At 64.1% G+C, this 18164-nt stretch carries 20 protein-coding genes and 1 pseudogene; 11 read left to right on the forward strand and 10 right to left on the reverse strand.

Annotated elements, in window-relative coordinates:
- The first annotated feature begins 8 nt into the window (after positions 1-8).
- The gene (locus tag C447_RS08910; RefSeq protein ID WP_007693072.1) at positions 9-611 is read left to right on the forward strand and encodes an arsenate reductase/protein-tyrosine-phosphatase family protein; all 603 of its coding nucleotides are present in this window, start codon (positions 9-11) and stop codon (positions 609-611) included.
- A 210-nt stretch (positions 612-821) separates the two neighbouring features.
- Here C447_RS08910 and C447_RS08915 read toward each other — a convergent pair whose 3' ends face one another.
- Genes C447_RS08915 through C447_RS08925 form a run of 3 tightly spaced genes read right to left on the reverse strand, consistent with a single transcriptional unit; the run spans position 822 to position 4391 of the window.
- A complete protein-coding gene (locus C447_RS08915; protein WP_007693079.1) occupies positions 822-2117 on the reverse strand; it encodes a hypothetical protein in 1296 nt (431 codons plus the stop codon).
- Complete coding sequence (gene pdxA, locus C447_RS08920; protein WP_029601988.1) at positions 2114-3142, reverse strand: 4-hydroxythreonine-4-phosphate dehydrogenase PdxA; 1029 nt, start codon at positions 3140-3142, stop codon at positions 2114-2116. Before pdxA ends, C447_RS08915 begins: the two co-directional genes overlap by 4 nt.
- Positions 3135-4391, reverse strand: coding sequence for a four-carbon acid sugar kinase family protein (locus tag C447_RS08925; protein ID WP_007693081.1), 1257 nt, complete (start codon positions 4389-4391; stop codon positions 3135-3137). The genes pdxA and C447_RS08925 overlap by 8 nt, the downstream gene beginning before the upstream one ends.
- A 75-nt stretch (positions 4392-4466) precedes the next feature.
- Here C447_RS08925 and C447_RS08930 point away from each other — a divergent pair, with 75 nt between their 5' ends.
- From C447_RS08930 to C447_RS08940, 3 genes are all read left to right on the forward strand, one after another.
- Positions 4467-5303 carry an NAD-dependent epimerase/dehydratase family protein gene (locus tag C447_RS08930; protein WP_007693082.1) on the forward strand — a complete coding sequence of 279 codons (837 nt, stop codon included), beginning with the start codon at positions 4467-4469 and terminating at the stop codon, positions 5301-5303.
- A gap of 224 nt (positions 5304-5527) precedes the next feature.
- Positions 5528-6922 (forward strand): selenium-binding family protein, encoded by a 1395-nt coding sequence (locus tag C447_RS08935; protein ID WP_007693083.1) that lies wholly within the window; start codon positions 5528-5530, stop codon positions 6920-6922.
- Positions 6909-7238, forward strand: a complete 330-nt coding sequence (locus C447_RS08940) for a 2Fe-2S iron-sulfur cluster-binding protein (RefSeq protein ID WP_007693084.1) — start codon at positions 6909-6911, stop codon at positions 7236-7238. Before C447_RS08935 ends, C447_RS08940 begins: the two co-directional genes overlap by 14 nt.
- Before the next feature lie 47 nt (positions 7239-7285).
- Here the strand turns inward: C447_RS08940 and C447_RS08945 are convergent.
- From C447_RS08945 to C447_RS08955, 4 genes and pseudogenes are all read right to left on the reverse strand, one after another.
- Positions 7286-7882: pseudogene (locus C447_RS08945) on the reverse strand (MFS transporter); the annotation flags it as partial.
- A gap of 70 nt (positions 7883-7952) precedes the next feature.
- Positions 7953-8192: a hypothetical protein gene (locus C447_RS08950; RefSeq protein WP_007693087.1), complete on the reverse strand. Its 240-nt coding sequence runs from the start codon at positions 8190-8192 to the stop codon at positions 7953-7955.
- A 364-nt stretch (positions 8193-8556) separates the two neighbouring features.
- Entirely contained in the window at positions 8557-8682 is a 126-nt protein-coding gene (locus C447_RS18775) for a hypothetical protein (RefSeq protein WP_275039441.1), read from the reverse strand.
- 132 nt (positions 8683-8814) lie between these two features.
- Complete coding sequence (locus C447_RS08955) at positions 8815-9117, reverse strand: hypothetical protein (RefSeq protein WP_237713459.1); 303 nt, start codon at positions 9115-9117, stop codon at positions 8815-8817.
- A gap of 180 nt (positions 9118-9297) precedes the next feature.
- Between C447_RS08955 and C447_RS08960 the strand changes: the two genes are divergently transcribed.
- Positions 9298-9624, forward strand: coding sequence for a hypothetical protein (locus C447_RS08960; protein WP_237713460.1), 327 nt, complete (start codon positions 9298-9300; stop codon positions 9622-9624).
- 394 nt (positions 9625-10018) lie between these two features.
- On the opposite strand, the gene C447_RS08965 is transcribed toward C447_RS08960, so the two are convergent.
- Positions 10019-11302 (reverse strand): metallophosphoesterase, encoded by a 1284-nt coding sequence (locus C447_RS08965; protein ID WP_007693092.1) that lies wholly within the window; start codon positions 11300-11302, stop codon positions 10019-10021.
- Positions 11303-11555: 253 nt separating this feature from the next.
- Here C447_RS08965 and C447_RS08970 point away from each other — a divergent pair, with 253 nt between their 5' ends.
- The 4 genes from C447_RS08970 to C447_RS18545 all read left to right on the forward strand — a co-directional run bounded on the left by C447_RS08970 (position 11556) and on the right by C447_RS18545 (position 14478).
- On the forward strand, positions 11556-12107 hold the full coding sequence (locus tag C447_RS08970) for a metal-dependent hydrolase (protein ID WP_029601989.1): 552 nt from the start codon (positions 11556-11558) through the stop codon (positions 12105-12107).
- Positions 12108-12315: 208 nt separating this feature from the next.
- The gene (locus C447_RS08975; protein ID WP_237713461.1) at positions 12316-13071 is read left to right on the forward strand and encodes a hypothetical protein; all 756 of its coding nucleotides are present in this window, start codon (positions 12316-12318) and stop codon (positions 13069-13071) included.
- A gap of 9 nt (positions 13072-13080) precedes the next feature.
- Complete coding sequence (locus tag C447_RS08980; RefSeq protein ID WP_007693097.1) at positions 13081-14034, forward strand: hypothetical protein; 954 nt, start codon at positions 13081-13083, stop codon at positions 14032-14034.
- Positions 14035-14340: 306 nt separating this feature from the next.
- On the forward strand, positions 14341-14478 hold the full coding sequence (locus tag C447_RS18545; RefSeq protein ID WP_237713462.1) for a hypothetical protein: 138 nt from the start codon (positions 14341-14343) through the stop codon (positions 14476-14478).
- 215 nt (positions 14479-14693) lie between these two features.
- Here the strand turns inward: C447_RS18545 and C447_RS08990 are convergent, their stop codons facing one another.
- Positions 14694-14975, reverse strand: coding sequence for a hypothetical protein (locus C447_RS08990; RefSeq protein WP_007693099.1), 282 nt, complete (start codon positions 14973-14975; stop codon positions 14694-14696).
- Between the two features lie 89 nt (positions 14976-15064).
- Complete coding sequence (locus tag C447_RS08995; RefSeq protein WP_007693100.1) at positions 15065-16030, reverse strand: NAD-dependent epimerase/dehydratase family protein; 966 nt, start codon at positions 16028-16030, stop codon at positions 15065-15067.
- A 308-nt stretch (positions 16031-16338) separates the two neighbouring features.
- Here C447_RS08995 and C447_RS18170 point away from each other — a divergent pair, with 308 nt between their 5' ends.
- Entirely contained in the window at positions 16339-16476 is a 138-nt protein-coding gene (locus C447_RS18170) for a hypothetical protein (RefSeq protein ID WP_007693104.1), read from the forward strand.
- 416 nt (positions 16477-16892) lie between these two features.
- Positions 16893-18080, forward strand: a complete 1188-nt coding sequence (locus tag C447_RS09000; protein WP_007693106.1) for an orc1/cdc6 family replication initiation protein — start codon at positions 16893-16895, stop codon at positions 18078-18080.
- Positions 18081-18164: the final 84 nt, after the last annotated feature.

Raw genomic sequence — 18164 nt, forward strand, 5'->3', positions numbered from 1 at the left:
ACCCACCTATGACGCTCCCGATTCCGACGAACCTCTCCCAGCTGACGACGTACCTCCGACAGGGCAAACGTCGGCTAACGATCGAGGTCTGGCGGCTGTGGCTACAGCGAAAGAACGATGCTCGGCCCACGAACCCACCCACGCTCGCCTCGTTGCCGCCCGAGCCGACGGTCCTCTTTCTCTGTTTCGGGAACATCTGCCGGAGTCCGATGGCCGAGCGGTTTCTCAGGAACCGATTGACGGAGATCGGCCGCGAGGGGGGTACGGTGCGTTCGGCGGGGTTCGTCGAACAGGACGGCCGGTCCAGCCCGGACCCGGCGGTCACCGTCGCGCGCGAATACGACGTGAACCTCGCCGAACACGGCGCGAAACGCGTGACGCGGGAGATGGTCGAAGACAGCGACGTCGTCTTCGTCATGGACATGTGGAACTACTACGACATGAAAGACGCGTTCGCGGACGCGATGGACCGCGTCTACTTCCTCAAGCCCGCCGACGAGAACGGCGGTGGGTTCGAGATCCGCGACCCACACCACAGCGGCGTCAAGCGGTTCGAAACCGTCTACGGAACCATCGCCGACGCGATCGATCGACTGGTCGAATCGCGGTGAGACGCGCCCGTCGTTCACACTGTGGTCGTTTGCTCCGCTTCCCGATGGCGATTCAGACCGAGCGAGAGGGTCGTACTCACTCCGTTCGCGCACTGTAGTCCCCGTTCGAATCAGGTCAGTACCGGCCGATGGCAGACGGAGGACATGGCATCCGGAGCGACCACGGAGAACGGTCCCGACGGAGCGAGCGGTGACCTACCCCTGAGCACGTCACTCGGTGAACGTCCCGGCTTCGAAGGTGAGCGGTTCGAGTGGGCCGACGGAGAGCCGTTCCCGCTCGGCCAGCTCGTCCGCGACCGGTTCCGAGACGACGAGCGTGTCCGGCTCCATGGTGTTCTCGATCCGAGCCACCCGGAGGTCGCCCGGGTCGGCAACCCCCGTGGTCGAACAGGCGAGGGTCAGGGCCGTCAGGTCGTCCGGAACCACGAACGGAAGTCGTGCCCGGGTGGGTTCGCCGCTGGTCACGATGTTGGTGTACAGGTCCTCGAGGTCGAGCGCCTCGACGGCGTCCCGGTGGGCGAAGTCGGCGAGCCCGATCCCGAGCCCGTTGCCGTGTGAGGCCGGCGTGATCGTGCGAACGTAGATCCGGGTGATACTCGGGGTTTCGGGTTCGCTCTCGCCGTGAAAGCGCACCCGACCGACCACGTTGGTGTCCATCCCGGTCCCCGAGACGTCCTTCCCGATCTCGTCGAGGACCAACAGGTCGAGGTCGTCGACCGGAAGCATCGGGAGTTCCTCGCGAGCGCGCTCGAGCAGTTCGGGCTCGCGGTTGGGGATCCGGTCCGGAGGCACGCCCTCGACGACCGTCGCCCGGTCGGCGGCGTTCTCGACCAGCGCGACCCCGCCGACGACGCACTCGTCGACGATCGCCCGGGCGCGCTCCTCGATGACGTCGCTGAAGTCCGCGGCGAGACCCGCGTTGTGGAGCGACTCCGCGCCGCGTCGCTTCCCGAGCCCGATTACCGCCATCTTACAGAGCCCGCTCTCGACGGGCCCGTGGAAGTCGGTGTGGGGTTTGACGCGGTTCGCGAGCACGACCCCGTCGGCAGCCAGCGCGTCGTCGGCGACGTAGACCGGACGGCCAAGGGAGTCCTCGCCGATTTCGGAGACCTCCATCGACGACCGGATCGGACAGCCGAGGCGGTCCTCGGTGACCCCGAGCGTTTCGAGCGTCTCGCGCTGGCCGTCGGCGGTCGCGCCGCCGTGTGACCCCATCGCCGGCATCACGAACGGCTCGAACTCCCGGCGACCGAGCCCGTCGACGATCCCCGAGAGCAGGGCGGGCATGTCGTGGACCCCACGACTCCCCGCCGTGACCGCGATCTCCGCACCCGGTGCCAGCGAATCGAGGGCGAGGTCTCCCACCGCCTCCCGGCCCGCGGCTTCGACGTCGTCGATCGAATCGAGGTCGCGTTCGCGCCGAACGCGGGCGAAGCGGGGGAGGTCATCGCGCGTCACGTCGTTGGCCGCCCGCAGCGTTTCGGCGTCGGGAAAGTCGAGGTTCACGCGGGTTCACCTCGACGTTCGGCACGACCTCGTCCACTCGCCATCTCGGCGGCCACCCCCACCGCATCGACCAGGCTCGCCTCGCTCGCGACCCCGTCGCCCGCGATATCGAACGCGGTGCCGTGGTCGACGCTGGTGCGCACGATGGGGAGGCCGATGGTGACGTTGACCCCGCTCACCGCGCCATCCCCCTGAAAGCCGAGCATCTTGATCGGGATGTGCCCCTGGTCGTGATACATCGAGACGACACAGTCGGCGGCACCACGGGCGGCCCGAACGTAGACCGTATCCGGCGACTCCGGGCCGAACACGTCGATTCCTTCCTCGCGGGCGCGGGAGACGGCGGGTTCGATCTCGAGTTCTTCAGTCTCGCCGAGCAATCCGCCGTCGCTGGCGTGGGGGTTGAGCCCCGCCACCGCGACGGTGGGGTCGTCGACCCCGAGGTCCGAGAGCGCCGCGTCGGTCACCCGGATCGTCTCCAGCACCGCGGTCTCGGTGACGAGGTCGCAGGCCTCGGAGAGCGGGACGTGAGTGCTGACGTGGCTCACCCGGAGGTCCGCTTCGATCAGCATCATCGAGTAGTTCTCGGTGTCGGTGGCGTCGGCGAGCAACCCGGTGTGGCCGGCGTGCTCGCTCCCCGCGAGCGCGGTCGCCTGTTTGTTGATCGGTGCCGTCGTCATCGCGTCGATCGAGTCATCCAGCGCGAGTTCGATCGCGCGTTCGACGTACGCGAGGCTGGCTCGCCCGTAGGACTCCCGGACCACGCCCCGATCGAGATCCGCGACGTTGTCGAGGTCGATGACGGGGATCCGGTCGGCGGTGAAGGCGGCATCCCCCGGCGTGTCGACGCGTTCGATGCCGAGGTCCGACTCACAGACGCGACACGCCGCTTCGAGCACGCTCGCGTCGCCGATCACGAGGGGGTCCGCCACCTCCCGCAGCGCGCGATAGCCCGTGACGAGTATCTCCGGGCCGATTCCGGCCGGGTCACCCATCGTGACCCCGACCGTGGGTCGGTCAGTCATCGTCGCCACGGAGGGATTCCAGACAGTTAATCACTGTCGACGGGGAGCCGAACCCACCGGCCTTCGTGACGACCGGCAGCCCGTCGGCGGGGCCGCCCGCGATCCGGCTCCGCGGGATCCCGGTCTCGACTGCCTCACCCGAGAGCACGAGTGCCGCCGCATCGAGCGCGTCGAGCACTGCCATCGCCACGTCGCCGCCGGTGACGAACAGCCCGCTCGCGCACTCGATGGCTCGGCGGGCGCTCCCGGCGAGCGCACACGTAACCCTATCACGGACCTCGGACTCGGTGAGGTCGGCCTCATGGCCGAGCGCGAGCGTTTGCTCGACCGCCGAGCGATCGCGGGCGGCGGTGACGACCGTCGACTCGCCGTTCGCGAGTCGCTCCACAGCGCGCTCGCCAATCCGAAAACCTGCTTGGTCGGGGTCGGCGAGCAGCGTTTCGGGGTCGAACGAAAGCACTTGGTCGTCGGGCAGCGCGGCCAACTGCCGGAGGGTCGTCTCGCTGACGCTGCCGACGATCCCGAGTGCGCCGCCGGTTGGTGGTTCGGTCGCTGGTGATTCGTGGACTAACTCGCCCGGGCCATCCGGCACCACGACCGCCTCCGCGAGCCCCGCGCTCCCGACGTAGACGACGCGCTCGTCGAGCGACGCGCCCGCGCGAGCGATGGTCGCGAGATGGCGCTGATGGGTCACGTCACAGACCACGAACGCCCGGTCGGGTTCGACCGCCGCAAACGCCTCGGCGACCGCTTCCGTGCCGCTCGCGACCGTCCCGATGTCGAGGTGGACCACCGGATACGCCGAACCCGAAAACAGCGTGGGAAGGTGTGTCGTCGTCGGGCCGTTGGCGTCGTCCGCGTACTCGGTGTCGGTGAGGAGTCGGCCGTCGACGAGGTGCTGGCCACCGGCAGTGACGCGTCCGAGTTCGGGCGCTGCAGGCGCGACGATCCCGAACCGTGCGTCCGTCGCGTCCATGATGGCGTCCGCCTCGGCGACGACGTTTCCGCGGAGCGTCGAATCGACCTTGTCGTAGACCACTCCATCGAAGCCGTCGACCGCCTCCGTGACTCGTTCGGCGGCGGTCCGCGGGTCGGCGTACCGCGAGTCGGTGTTGACCACGCGGACGGTCGAGTCGGCGGCGGACTCGGGTCGGACCGCCACGCGGGTCGCCGCACCGCGGACCGCGAAGCTGTGACCGGTGTCGGTCGCCCCGGTGAGGTCGTCGGCGACGACCGTGACGCGTGGCATAGCCCCGTTTCGTAATGGAAGCTAAAGTATTCGGAGGGAGCAAACATTCATGACACGAGCCGGGGTTCGCGTAGTATGGACGTCCTCATCACGGGTGCGGGCGGTGTCGTCGGCGGTGCGATCCTCGAGCACCTGGGCGAGGATCCGGCGTACTCGTTCACGTGTCTCGACACGGACCCGCTGCCCGACCGTGAGACGGTCGTCGCCGACGTGACCGACTACGAAGCGATCCGACCCGCCTTCGAGGGCCACGACGCGGTGGTTCACCTCGCCCTGGTCCCGGGAACCGGTGGAGCCAGCGATCGCGGGCTTGGGTGGTCTGACCCCCTTGCAGCGAATCTCCGTGGGATCAACAACGTCTACGAGGCAGCCGTCGAGGCCGACCTCGATAGTATCGTCTTCGCCTCGTCGAATCACGCGGTCGGGATGGTCGAGGTACGGAACGCACCCGAGATCTACACCTCGGACGCCGGCGTGACGGCCGACGAAACCGAGCCACATCGACCGGACTCCGCGTACGGACTCACGAAGTCGTACGGGGAGGACCTGGGTCGCCTCGCCGCGGAGGCACACGACGTTCGCTTCTATGGGCTCCGCATCGGTGCGTGTCGCGGGCCCGAGTACGACCACCCGTACGGCGATGCCGAACGCGGCGTCGACGATGGAACCGTCGAACGGGGGAGCGACGAGTACGACGAGCAGGTCGCCCGGATGAAGGGCCTCTGGCACTCCCGGCGTGACCTCGCGCATCTCGTCGAGTGCTGCCTCCGGGACGACACGGTCGAGTGGGACCACTTCTACGGCGTGAGCGCGAACGACCGCCGGTGGCTCGACGACCTCGACCACGCCCGTGAGACGGTCGGCTACGAACCGCAGGACGACGGCGAGGAGTGGAGTTCCCCGCCCGAATAGCGCCGGCCTCTCGAAAGCTCAGAAGTAACCCAGGCTCTGACCCGATCGAGGTCATCCGTCGGGGTCGGTCACGCCACGCTCGCTTCCGGTTTCGAACCTCGTGGGTGCGGCCGTTGAAGTTCTCCTTATTCTGGAGGATGGATCTCGCGCCTGCCCTTCACGAAAGAGGATTATGTTGCCGCTTTCAGCCACCTGATATCGATGTCCGCCGACAGAGTATGCGCATGAGTGACGCACGAGGACCGAACGAGACGTCGACGGACGGTGCACAGCCGGGCGGTTCGGAGGGACCGGGCTATACGACCCCACAGGCCGCTATCGAGGAATCCACACCCGAAAAGGTCGCCTATGTGATGGGCCTCTACGTCGGCACGGACGTCGACGCGCCGGATTTCCTCGGCGTGGTGGACGTCGACCCGGATTCGGACACCTACACCGAGGTCATCGACCGCGTCGAGATGCCGAACCGCGGCGACGAACTCCACCACTTCGGCTGGAACGCCTGTTCGTCGTCCTGTCACACGGAGGGCCTCGAACGCCGCCATCTCGTCATCCCCGGCCAGCGCTCCTCGCGGATCCACATCGTGGACACGAACGACCGACGAAACCCCGAACTCACGAAGGTCATCGAACCCGAGGAGGTGTTCGAACACGACCTCTCAGCCCCACACACCGTCCACTGTATCCCGGATGGAAACATCCTCATCTCGATGCTCGGCGACCGGGACGGCGACCTCCCCGGCGGGTTCCTCGCGCTCGACGAGGACTTCGAGGTCGAGGGGCGGTGGGAGCCGCCCGGCGAGATCGAGATGAACTACGACTACTGGTACCAGCCACGACACGACGTGATGGTCTCCAGTGAATGGGCCGCGCCCAAGACCTACTATCCGGGATTCGACCTCGACGACGTCGAGGCGGGCAACTACGGCCAGCGGATCCACGTCTGGGACTGGGAGGACAGAACCGTCGAACAGACGCTCGACCTCGGTGAGGAGGGACTGATACCCCTCGAAGTCCGCTTCCTCCACAGCCCCGAGGCCACCCACGGGTACGTCGGGGCGGCGCTCTCCTCGAACGTGTTCCACTTCTACGACGCCGGGGACGAGTGGCGCGCGGAGAGCGTCATCGACGTCGACGCACGGGAGCACGAGGGCTGGGAGATGCCGGTTCCGGGTCTCGTGACCGACCTCCTCGTCTCGATGGACGACCGGTACCTGTTCTTCTCGAACTGGCTCCACGGCGACGTCCGAATGTACGACATCTCGGACCCATCGAACCCACGACTCGCGGACCGCATCTGGGCGGGCGGGCACTTCGGTGACCCAGCGCCAGTTCAGAACCGTGAACTCGCCGGTGGTCCACAGATGCTCCAACTCAGCCTCGATGGGGAGCGCCTCTACTGGACCACTTCGTTGTTCTCGAGCTGGGATAACCAGTTCTACCCCGAGGAGGCCGAGCGCGGCTCGGTGATGCTGAAGGCCGACGTGAACCCGCGCCGGGGAACCATGCAGCTCGACGAGGAGTTCCTCGTGGACTTCGGGGAGCTTCCCACCGGCCCGGCCCGTGCTCACGAGATCCGCTGGCCGGACGGCGACTGTACGAGCGATGTCTGGCAGTAGCGTCCACGAGACCGTCCTGTCGTGGTCGGCGGGTCACGAAAGGGTGATCGGGGCCCGTGCGGACGAGTCCGTCCTGAGCGCGGCCGAACGCGCGGACCTGGCGCTTCCCTTCGGCTGTCGAACCGGCGCGTGTGCCACCTGCACCGGACGGGTCGTCGATGGGCGGATCGAGCATTCGCGCCCGCCACGCGCCCTGAAGGACCGCCATCTGGCAGCGGGCTACGTGCTACTGTGTATCGCCGAGCCGCGGTCCGACTGCCGGATCGAGGTGGGTTCGGACGTCCAGACCGAGCTAGTGTCGAACCCGTGGAAGTAAGCGACCGGTCGAACGCCACACGGAACCCGGCGGACGAGGAGTCCGCGTCACTCGGTCGACTTCGTGTCGGCACCGACGACCGTGTTCTCCCGCAGGTCCGCCTCGATCTCCTCTAGGGAACGGTCCATCGTCTCCGGGACTCGGGCGTAGACGAAGACGAACGCGAGAACCGAGAAGACCCCGAGTATCCAGAACGAGAACGCCTCCCCGATCAGGTCGATGAGCGGCAGGAAGGTCAGCCCCACGACGAAGTTCGAACCCCAGTTGAAGACGCTCGCCGTCCCCTCGGCCGTACCGCGGATACGGAGCGGATAGATCTCGGATATCATGAGCCAGAACACCGGACCGAGGCTGATCGCGAAGAAGGCGACGTAGAGGAGCATGCTTCCGAGGGTGATGTACCCGATCACGCCGGAGAGTCCCGGGAGGAAGAACCCGAGGCCAAGGACCCCGAGCATCACCGCCATTCCGGCGGTCCCGACGAGCAACAGCGGCCGCCGGCCGACGCGGTCGACGAGCAGTATCGCGACCCCCGTCAGCACCACGTTGACGACCCCGACGCCGACCGTTCCGACGAGGGACGCGATGTCGCCGAAGCCGATGTTGCTCAGGATCGTCGGCGCGAAGTAGCGGATCGCGTTGATTCATCAAACTCTACAATCCCGCTCACGCTGTACAAGACGGGGCGGGATCGCAGTCGTCGTCGGCCTCTTCTCAGTTGTACTCTTCGAGCCGGATCTCGTCGTCCGTGACGGTTTCGACGGCGTCGTTGTCCAGCTGATAGGTCTCCTCGTCGGCGTCACCCCAGCCGAGCTCTGCGGCGATCTCGTCGGCGAGTCCGGGATCGGGTTCGACGTGCGCGGTCGAGTTATCGGCGTCGACGACGGTTCCGACGGTCGTGCCATCGGCGGTTACGACGGTCTTGCCTTCGGTGCTTTCATCAATGGTTACCATACCACCCGCCCGTAGGGAGGGCACCCACCAGTAGGTACTGCCGGCACCTGCCGTTCTCGGGACGAACTGAAAGGCGGCCGGGATAGTGGTCCCGACCGCCCGAGCCCAGAAACGCGTCGCCTAGTACGTGCAGTCGGCCTATGAGTTATTTGGTTTCATTACTAACAATTTGCTCCTCGGTGCTGAGCGCCGACCGAGAACGACCGAAATCGGGGAAGTAGGCGTACTCGCCTGCAGCGCAGAAGTGAGCGGGGACGTTCCGGAGTTTCGGCCCGAGACGAAGATTACAACTCGGTCGGGAACTACCCGTAGGGAAGGATACGGCCTCGCTGAGAGAGTGGACCGAGATCGAGAGTCCGTGGTTCTACGGGGCGCTCACGTTCGTCACGTGGATAGGCGTCTCGGGGCTCGTGGGACAGCTACTCGGGTTGAGTCGGGCCGAGGCGGTCGATATCCCGACGGTCTTCTCCGGGCTCGTACTTGCGCTCATGTTCGCTTACCTTCACAGCCGGTCGCTCATCAGGTGACTGTAAAGACGCTCTCGGGGCCAAATTCCATACGAAAGCATTGCGCACTCCGGTCGATACCCCGAGCCCCGCTCGCTCCCGACCGAGACGCGCGCTCAGGCGAAGAACTCGAACAGACCAGCCGCCAGTGTGAAAACCGCTACAACGAGCAGTATCCAGACGGCCCCGAGGTTCGGTTCATCTGTTCCACGGGAATCGTTCAAGCCGATATAAATGCCGGCGAGGGCGAGCAGACCGCCGCCGAGGGTTTCCGCCCAGAGCAAACCAGTAGCACCACCGGCCAGAATCGACGGCACACCGTTCAAGGATCGCGCTCCACCGATCACGACGACCGAGGCGGCGAAGACGTACTCTCGGGGGACCGGAAACGAGAGCGGCGCTGTGGCGTTCGGGGTCACGATGCTCGCCGCTCCCGGATGCGTCGACCGCACACGCCACCGAGCAGTTCGAGGACGAACAGCGCGTTGAACACACGGTCTCGGAGCGGGCGTCACCGGCTGTCCGTAGTCGTCAGTAGTGCGGGAGGGCTGAAATAATTCGGTCTGAGGGACGGTTCTGCACTGGTCCATGGGGTATCGGTGTGGAACGTCATCTTCTTCGAGCCAGTGAACGGCCGTAAGATTGGTACCGGGCAGCACCCTACGGGACTAGTTATGACGGACGAGGATACCGACCAACCGGCGGACCGCCACGTTCCGCTCATCGACACGGCGAACGTTACCCTGAGCGAGGAAGAGAGTGAGCTGGTGGATCGTCTAATCGACGGGACCGAACACGGAACCTCCATCTCTGCCGACGAGATGGAAGCGGCGCTCGTCGACGCCGACATCGACGATGAACACAGGGAGGCAACGACCGACGACCTGGTTCACGTCTACCGTCGTCGGATCGCCGACGCCGAGTGATTCGACTCGCCGGTTGGGTAGATGGGAGGTCGATATGCCACTCGACCCCTCCCACCTGTATAAGCCGATAACCACAATATAACACTTTTGTATGTTACAATCTATATGATTTTTGATGATAGAGGTCGCGGTCCTGCTTCTTCGCCCACTCCATTGGAACCCACACAAAACTTATTACGAAACGGCATGGAGATCGGTGTAGGATCGAAGGGGACTCCGTTGCCTGGCATCACCTGTAACACGTCCCGACGATCCTACCCTTCCTCCCCCTGTTTCAACGCACTGGAAAACCCCTGGGTCGAACTCGAAGCAACTTGCTCCAGCAGATGAGACGACAGGTGGTAGTGCGGGAGCGTCCATCGATGTCCGGATCGAGGATCGAAGGGCTCCACGGTCACGGAGAATCGACGACCGTTCGTTCCGGGATCGATTCGTCCGGTAGAGGGTCACGCGTCAGAAGGGTTTCGAGTCTCGTCAAGTCCTTCGGGTTCTTCTTCTCGATGACTCGATACTCGACGACTACGGCACCGTCCTCCTCTGAGATCCGAACGTAGTTCAGCCGGAACGAGGGGTAGAAGACCCACGGGAGCACGCCGAGTACGACGGATCGGCGGTGGAGCCGTTTCAGCCACGTCCCCGTGTTCACGACGACGCGGTCGTCGACCTCGGTGACCGAGGCACGGTGGGTGTGGCCGTAGACGAAAACGGCGACCTCCGGGTGGGTTTCGAATATCCCCCGTGCGCCTTCCATGTAGGCGTTTCCGGCCGTTCGCGGTTCGTCGAGCCGTATCAACCCGAATCGATCGAGCGTCTTCCGAACGTCCCTCGCGAGGAAGAACAGCGGGATCGATACTAGGGCCGAGATCGCGATGACGACGAGGTTGACCACCAACACGACGTCGAGGAGTTCACCGACGACACCGAACCGGCGGAGCAGCGTGGTCACGACGTCCAGCGGTGCCGACCAGAGTCCCACCCCATCGAGGAAGACCAGGGCGGCATAGAGGAGACTGAGGTTGAACAACAGGAGAAACGGGAGCACCGCGTATCGAAGGAACGGGCTCATCTCCCGATAGAAGTACTTGGAGACCATCCAGTTGGGGATCTCCTCCATCGGTGTCAGCGACTGAATGTCCTTCAGCCAGTTGAACCTGCCGCGGCCGGAGAGCTTCCCGGCCTTGCTCGTGATATGTCGGTTCACGAAGTAGCCGGGCGGGTTGGCGTACGGGTTGCCGAAGTCGGGGCTTCGATTGTTCGGGTCGCGCTGTTGGCCGTGTTCGATCCAGACGACGCGGTCGCCGACGTCGCGCGTGATGGCGACTTCCTGTTCGAGGACGACGTTGTACTCGGCCAGCCGGTCGACGTACTCCGGGTAGCAGGCGAGTTCGTAGTCGTGGTTTCCGGGGATGAACGTTATCGGTATTCGCTCGCCGGTCGCCCGGAGCTGTTCGAAGAGCGCTGGATACCGGTCGAGAAGCGCGTCGAACTTCTCCATCCCGTCGAGTTCGGTGAACTCCCACAGCCCGAACGCGTCACCGTTGACGATGAGTTCCGCGTCCTCGTCGCCCGTTTCGAGTTCCCGGAGGAAGCCGAGGAGTTCGTCCTCGAACTCGACGTCCTGAAGCTGTTCGTCCCCACCGATGTGGAGGTCGCTGATGAAGTAGTAAGCAGTGGTCATCCTCCCTGTTCACGTCGGAAGGAGGGGACAAGCAGTAAAAGTCGTTTCCTAAGGACGACTTCGCGTCGAGGAACGGACTACGTGTCCGTGAACCAAATTTCCTTCCCTCTGGGACCTTCGGCATAGCGATGGGGCTTGCCGTTGGCGAAATTAGCGGGCGTAGTCGTCCGTGGGAGTTCGTCGTCCGAGACCATGACACGGTTCGGACTTGGACGAAAAGACCTATGCGGAGTCTCGGTGTCGATCGATCCGTATGTGGCCATGGGGACATCTCGCGTTCGGTTATGTTCTCTGTTCGATGTATTCCCGACTCGTCTATCGGAAACCTCCGGATGGGATCGCGGTTCTCGCCATCGTCCTCGGCACCCAGCTCCCCGACCTCGTCGACAAACCGCTCGCGTGGACCTTCCACGTGTTGCCGAGCGGTCGCTCGCTCGCACACTCGGTGTTCGCCGCCGTTCTCGCGAGTGTGGTCGTCTGGGCATACTGTCGAAGGCGAGGTCGCTCCGACCTCGGAGCGGCGTTCGCGATCGGCTACGTCTCCCACCTCGTCGCCGACGGCTACACCTACCTCTTCACGGGTGAGTACGTCTACCTCTCGTATCTCGGCTGGCCACTCCTGCCGCCGCCACCGTTCGGCGACGAGGGCACCTTCCTCACCCACTTACAGAACATCACCCTCTCGCCCGGATTCGCCCTCCAACTCGTCATGGCGGTGGTCGTGTACGTGGTCTGGATCGAGGACGGAGCTCCCGGACGGGCGGCTTTCGGCGCGGTTCTCGAACGGATCCGATCCTCGTCCTGAGACGGTATCCGAACGACCCCTTTCCCCGCTCGATTCGCTTGCTGTCGACTCGTTTCGTAGAGGGGAGATGCCGCTTTCGACGGCAGTGGCGTTCTCGATTCGATAGTAGATTATTTATCCCGGAAGGGTGCCAGTACGGACAGTGCCACTCGCTCTCTTCCAATCGAGCGGAGATATTCTTTCTACCTCGCTGCCGTCCCTCTCGTCCTTGCTCCAGATATGTTTCGTCGCGTTCTTCGTCGGGACGGCGTTCGCACTCGCGTTTCACCGGCACCGATACGTCAAGCGGAGTTACATCGCGGGCTTTCTGGTCGTGTTTCTGGTCGTCAATCTCACGGGACTGGCCGTGCTCCCGATGATGCACTGGCACAAGTTCTCCGAGCCGCGCCCGGAATCACAGACACACCATTCGGTCCGTCTCGTCACCGCCGAGGGCGAGGAGCTGTCGTATCCGACCGAGGCGACGCTTTCGGCCGATTCCATCTCCTTCTCCGCGGTCACACGGAAGATGCGAACGGAGTACTCGCCGGCGCAGAACCGTCGCTTGACCCGATACCTCCTCGTTCGGGCGCGCGACCATCGCCAAGCGGCGCGCCATCGCTCGGCATTGCAGTACCTCCGCTTTCCCCCACACGGCTTTCTCGGCTCGTGGGACGAAGCGACGATCCGATCGGACGTCCCCCTCGTCGGGCTCCGATTGTATCGAACGAACCTGACCACCTCTCCCGACGGGACCGAGGTCCGCTCGCGCTCCGAGACCCTCCTCAAGGGGTTCTATCCCGGCTGTGAGGGCACCCAGGCGGCCGCTCACTTCTCCACCGCCCCGTGTGCGTTCGACGCTTCCACTCCTTCGACTTCTTCTACCACTTCGGCTTCTTTCGTTATCTCCACATCTTTCGCTCCCTCGACTCCTTCCGCCCCCACCTCGACACCGCCGCCGACGACCGACGGAGCGGGAGCCTGATCGCGGCCGATGGCGCTCTTCATCAACTACGTCCGCGACGAGACCCGTTCGACGCCGCTGAACCTCGCGGCGGCTCGGATGATCCTCGCCAGCTACCTGGTCTGGAAGACGGTCTGGTACGATTGGCCTCGGCTGCTCGCGACGCCCTTCACCGTCGCGGACACCTACACGTTTCTCGTTCCCGCCTCGCCGGCGGTCCTCGTCGTCGAAAAGTGGGTGCTGATCGGTCTCCTGGTCCTGGTCCTCGTCGGCTATCGACTCGGCCTCACGACGTTTCTGAGCGCGTTGCTCGTCGGCCACCTCGGTGCGGTCCGCTATACGGTGAACACCTCGGGCGGGACGACGGCGCTGTTCTTCAGCGTCTACTTCCTGGTCCTCTTCGGACTGTATCGCGACCAGGACGTACTCACGGCGGACGTCCTCTGGCGAGCGCTCCGACGGCGGCTGACTCACGACACCGCTGGCGAACGTCGTTCGTCACCTGAAACGGCCATCCCTCGGTCCCCCGCTTTCGAGGGCGCTTCCTACCCGATGACCGCACTGAAGTACGACCTCGTCGTCATCGCGATCGTCTACTTCGGTGGCGGCGTCGACAAACTCCTCAGCGGGGGACTCGCGTGGGCGGGTCCCGCGAACCTCAGTCGGATCATCCTCGTCCGTAACGCGCTCTACTCGCAGCCGGTGCCGATCGGACCGTCGTTGCTCCAGTATCCCGTCCTCGTTTCGGCGGCCGCGGTCGGGACGCTGGTTCTCGAACTCGGGCTGTTGGTGGCGGTGGTGGCGCGGCTTCCGATCGGTCCGTTCGTCGTCGGCGTGCTCGGAATGCAGACCGTGATCGCGGTCGCCATCGGGCCGTTCTTCTTCGACGTCTTCGTGTTCTTCGCGATGTTCCTCCCCTGGGACACCCTCTATTCCCGACTCGGAGGTCCCCCACCCTACCGAGGGTCGACCTCGGACGCGTGAACCGTCGCCGAACGATACTCCCCTCTACAGATTCGACGGTTGACGTCTCCCACGCGGGCGAACGGTCGATGGGGTACGAGCGGATACCAGTGGAACCGTCATGCTAAGAGTCAAATATCTCGTTTTCGTACGTCGTGTCGATGGGAGTTGAGCTAACTCGAACGCGGGCGGCGATAAATGTCTGAGGAGAGCCAGCACCGATATGAGGACGGGTTTCGGGTACGACCAGCGACACCCGATTCGGCCCGGGACGGCATCTCCCGATATCACTTCGTCTCGTCCGCTCCCGAGGACTGCCGTGCCGTCTTGAGCGCACCCGGAGTCGACGCACAGCACGCGAAACGGACCGTCGCCGACTGTTGTCCGGACCTCTCGACGACCGACCTCCACGAGGTCTCCCGGGCCGAAGAGCGCAAGGTCATCGACTGGGGCCGGCCCGTATAGCGACCCAGCGCCACCACGAGCCGAACCCTGTCGAGCCGCCGAACGGTCGTCGTCGTCGTCATCGTCGAGTCGACAGGTGAGACGTCGGCTCCAGTTCGCCGCGATACACTCGGAGACACGTTCACCACCGGCTTCGACCGGCGACGATTCGGAGCCAGACCGCCCAGAAGACACAACCACGACCCGTCAGGCGAGCGGTAGGGCGGGTGAGGACGCTACGTCTCCAACTGCTTGAGCGCGCGTTCGAGCAGGTCGCCCTCCGAGGCGTCGGTATCGAGCACCTCGCTGCGCCAGTCGCTCCCCCCGTACTCGAACTGCACGATGGCGTCCTCCGAGAGGACGACCATGTTCTCGACCGGCGGTTGCTGGGTGTACGTACGGCGGTCGATCGTGTCCACCCCGAGTGCGATGAGCGATTGGACGTCGGGATGCGAGCGGATCCGTCGAGCGTCCTCGGTCGCGAGTGGGTGATTTGGGAGGGCAGTACAGTGGAGCATACGGTCCTCTCGGGGTCGGTTCCGTACGGGGCTCATCGTTGTGGTTGCATATGCCGTTCCGCGCTGCGACCGGCGACGGCGTTCCGGGCTCAGGATAGCGGGTCGGTCTCGACCGTTCCGTTCTCGACGAGCCGCGCGACGGACTCCCGAACGGCCTGAAGCGACGTATAGCGGGGCTGGTATCCCAACGCGTGTCGTGCCTTCTCGATGCTGCAGTTCGGGCTGTGCGCGATGTGGTCCCACGTCGCCTCCGCCTCCTCGTCCGAGACCCGTTCGCGCCACTCCTCCCACGGGAGATACGAGAGGTCCGCCGACTGGCCGAACCATCCGGCGACCGCCTCGGCATACCCTCTGAGCGTCAGTGCTGCTGGTGAAACCACGTGGAAGCTCTCCCCGACGGCCCGGCTCCAGTTGTTCAGCGCCGCCTCGAAGGCCTGTGCGACGTCGTCGGCGTGGACGTGGTGGACGGTTTCCAAACCCAGGTTCGGCAACGCGAGTTCTTCGCCGTTCGCCAGCCGCTCGAACACCTCCGGGGAGAAGTGACCCGCCGGATTGAGGGGGTCCCACCCCGGACCAACGATGTGGCCCGGGTGGAGAATCGTCACTGGGAAGCCATCACGTCGGGCGACGTCCAGCAGGTAGGATTCGATCTCGGCCTTCTTGCGCCCGTACTCGCCGAAGGGCTCCCTGGGCTGGTCCTCGGTCGTGGGGACCTCCGTGCTCGGGCCGTGAACCCAGATCGTTCCACAGTGGAGCAGGTGCTGGACTTCCCCATCGAGCGCCCGAACCAACTGCTCCGCGCTCTCGGGTTCGAAGCAGATGAGGTCGATGACGACGTCGGGCCGGAGGTCGCGAATCCGCTCGCCGAACGTCCCCTCCGCCTCGGCGGCCTCGCGGTCGATCGAGACGCGCTCGACTTGCGCCCACGAGCCGGGCGACCGGTAGGGTTCGCTCTCGCCCCGGGTCACGGACACGACCTCGTGACCCGCAGCAAGCAATCGTGGCACGAGATATGACCCGATGTGGCCGGTGGCCCCGATGACGACGGTACGCATGCCGTAGACGTTCGGTGGCGACTATCATACGCTTTCGCATACTGACAATTCGGTTGGCCGGGTCCCGATCGGAAGGTAGGAGGTCACTACTCCACCGTTCGATACGACCGATTCGGCGTCGACGTGGTCGATACGGGAAACGAGGTCGAGATCCAGTTCCGAACGGGGATGCCGATGGGACGAACGACCTGCGATCTCTGTTCTCAGCGAGATCTCGGATGTGGTTCGCTTCCGACCCCGATCGGACCGCTCCCCTGGTCGTCCATGGGACCCGTATTTGCCGGCTCCACGTGACGTCGTCGTCACGTATGATTGGCTGTCACGAGTGCGGTCACCGGTTCGAACTCCCCGACGCGAAGTGTGAGGACCCGGAACTCGGGTACGTCTGTCCCGACTGCAACTTCTGGACGTGGGGGTACGGCCGAAACGCCGTCGAGCGAGGATGACCCCGTTTCGTCGCTCGGTGGGAGAACGTCGTGGATCTGGCGATAGCGGTTCGCTCCCTGTCAGTAAGCATTTAAAGGGAGTACGTTTCGTGAGCTTTCGTGACTGGTCCCCGTGTTCAGATACCACCTGGTCCTCTCCGTATAGATACCCAGCAGTCGTCTTTCGAGCAGTGAGCGGTAGAGAGTGAGTGATAGAGTGTGAGAAGTTGAGTAGTGAGCGGTAGAGAGTGAGTGATAGAGTGTGGGTAGCGGGTAAGTAGTAGAGAGTGAGAGTGCGTTTCGTGAGCTTTCGTCCTCAACGGAGCACTGCATCCGATGAAAGCCACTGTGACATGAATTACGGTAGACTGGGGAAGCATACGAAGCTCACGAACCGCGGTTTTAATATGGGTGCTCCGGATACCGTCCGATAGTGCATGGCAGGACCGTTCAGCGATATCACGGACACCCTCTTCGCGAACAAAGAAGTTCTGAACGAGAGTTATCAGCCGGAAGCGATTCTAGAGCGGGACCAGGAGATCGAGGAGTATCGGTACGCGTTGCAGGACGTCCTCTTCGGCCGTGACCCCGAGAACATCATGTTGTACGGGAAAGCCGGACTCGGAAAGACCGCCGTAACGACCTATATGATGAACGCGCTGAGTGAAGAAGTCGAAGCACGGGAGCAAGCGGACGACCTCCACATCCACAAAGTGAACTGTAACGGGAAGACGCTCTTTATCGTGGTCCGGACGCTCGTGAACCAACTCCTCCCCGAAGACGCGAGTTCGTTCCCGAAACGAGGGCTCGGAACCGGGGATGCCTTCGGGGAACTCTATCAACAACTCGACCGTATCGGTGGAACGCACCTGTTCGTCTTCGACGAGATCGACCATCTCGACGAGGTCGACACGCTTCTGTACGAGCTCCCACGAGCGCGGTCGAACGCTCACCTCACAGCGGCGAGAGTGGGTATCATCGGGATAAGTAACAACTACACGTTCAGAAAATCCCTCTCGCCGAAAGTCAAGGACACCCTCATGGAGGACGAGATCTCGTTCAGCCCCTACGATGCGACGGAGCTCCGGACCATCCTCAGGGATAGGGCGGAACGAGCCTTCGTCGAGGAGGGGTGGGACCGCTCCGCGCTCGGAATGGCATCGGCGATCTCTGCCCAGGACATGGGAAACGCCCGTCAGGCGATCGACCTCCTTCGTGTCGGGGGAGAGGTCGCCGAACGCAGGGACGACAGCTGTGTCACCGACGAGCATATCGAGACCGCAAGGGAACTCGTACAGCGGGGTCGGCTCGTCAATCGTATTCGTGACCAGACGGACCATGCACAGTACATCCTCGAGACGATCGCCCGTCTCGAAGAACGTGGCGACACCCCGGTCCGCTCGAAGGAGGTCCAGGAGCGGTACGAACAGGTCGCACAGTCGTGGGCGACGTCACCACTGACGTCCCTAAAGAGCATTCAAGACCATCTCTCCGACCTCCACATGTTGGGGTTCCTCCGACGTAACGAGCGAAATCAGGGGCTCAACGGTGGGCAGTACTTCGAATACCAACTCGATCTCGATTCGGCACTCGTCCTCGAAACCCGTGAGAAGATCGAGGGATAGCACACGAAACGTACTCTCTCTCCACGGTTGCTCACGACCCGCTCCCTCACTGGTTGCGAAAGCACACGAAACGTACTCTCTCTC

The sequence above is a fragment of the Halococcus hamelinensis 100A6 genome (assembly GCF_000336675.1).
Taxonomy (GTDB): domain Archaea; phylum Halobacteriota; class Halobacteria; order Halobacteriales; family Halococcaceae; genus Halococcus; species Halococcus hamelinensis.

Coding starts and splice junctions, on each gene's coding strand:
- C447_RS08910 (WP_007693072.1), top strand. CDS start 9: ATGACGCTCCCGATTCCGACGAACCTCTCCCAGCTGACGACGTACCTC.
- pdxA (WP_029601988.1), bottom strand. CDS start 3,142: ATGACTGACCGACCCACGGTCGGGGTCACGATGGGTGACCCGGCCGGA.
- C447_RS08925 (WP_007693081.1), bottom strand. CDS start 4,391: ATGCCACGCGTCACGGTCGTCGCCGACGACCTCACCGGGGCGACCGAC.
- C447_RS08930 (WP_007693082.1), top strand. CDS start 4,467: ATGGACGTCCTCATCACGGGTGCGGGCGGTGTCGTCGGCGGTGCGATC.
- C447_RS08935 (WP_007693083.1), top strand. CDS start 5,528: ATGAGTGACGCACGAGGACCGAACGAGACGTCGACGGACGGTGCACAG.
- C447_RS08940 (WP_007693084.1), top strand. CDS start 6,909: ATGTCTGGCAGTAGCGTCCACGAGACCGTCCTGTCGTGGTCGGCGGGT.
- C447_RS08950 (WP_007693087.1), bottom strand. CDS start 8,192: ATGGTAACCATTGATGAAAGCACCGAAGGCAAGACCGTCGTAACCGCC.
- C447_RS18775 (WP_275039441.1), bottom strand. CDS start 8,682: ATGAGCGCAAGTACGAGCCCGGAGAAGACCGTCGGGATATCGACCGCC.
- C447_RS08965 (WP_007693092.1), bottom strand. CDS start 11,302: ATGACCACTGCTTACTACTTCATCAGCGACCTCCACATCGGTGGGGAC.
- C447_RS08970 (WP_029601989.1), top strand. CDS start 11,556: ATGTGGCCATGGGGACATCTCGCGTTCGGTTATGTTCTCTGTTCGATG.
- C447_RS08980 (WP_007693097.1), top strand. CDS start 13,081: ATGGCGCTCTTCATCAACTACGTCCGCGACGAGACCCGTTCGACGCCG.
- C447_RS08990 (WP_007693099.1), bottom strand. CDS start 14,975: ATGCTCCACTGTACTGCCCTCCCAAATCACCCACTCGCGACCGAGGAC.
- C447_RS08995 (WP_007693100.1), bottom strand. CDS start 16,030: ATGCGTACCGTCGTCATCGGGGCCACCGGCCACATCGGGTCATATCTC.
- C447_RS18170 (WP_007693104.1), top strand. CDS start 16,339: ATGATTGGCTGTCACGAGTGCGGTCACCGGTTCGAACTCCCCGACGCG.
- C447_RS09000 (WP_007693106.1), top strand. CDS start 16,893: ATGGCAGGACCGTTCAGCGATATCACGGACACCCTCTTCGCGAACAAA.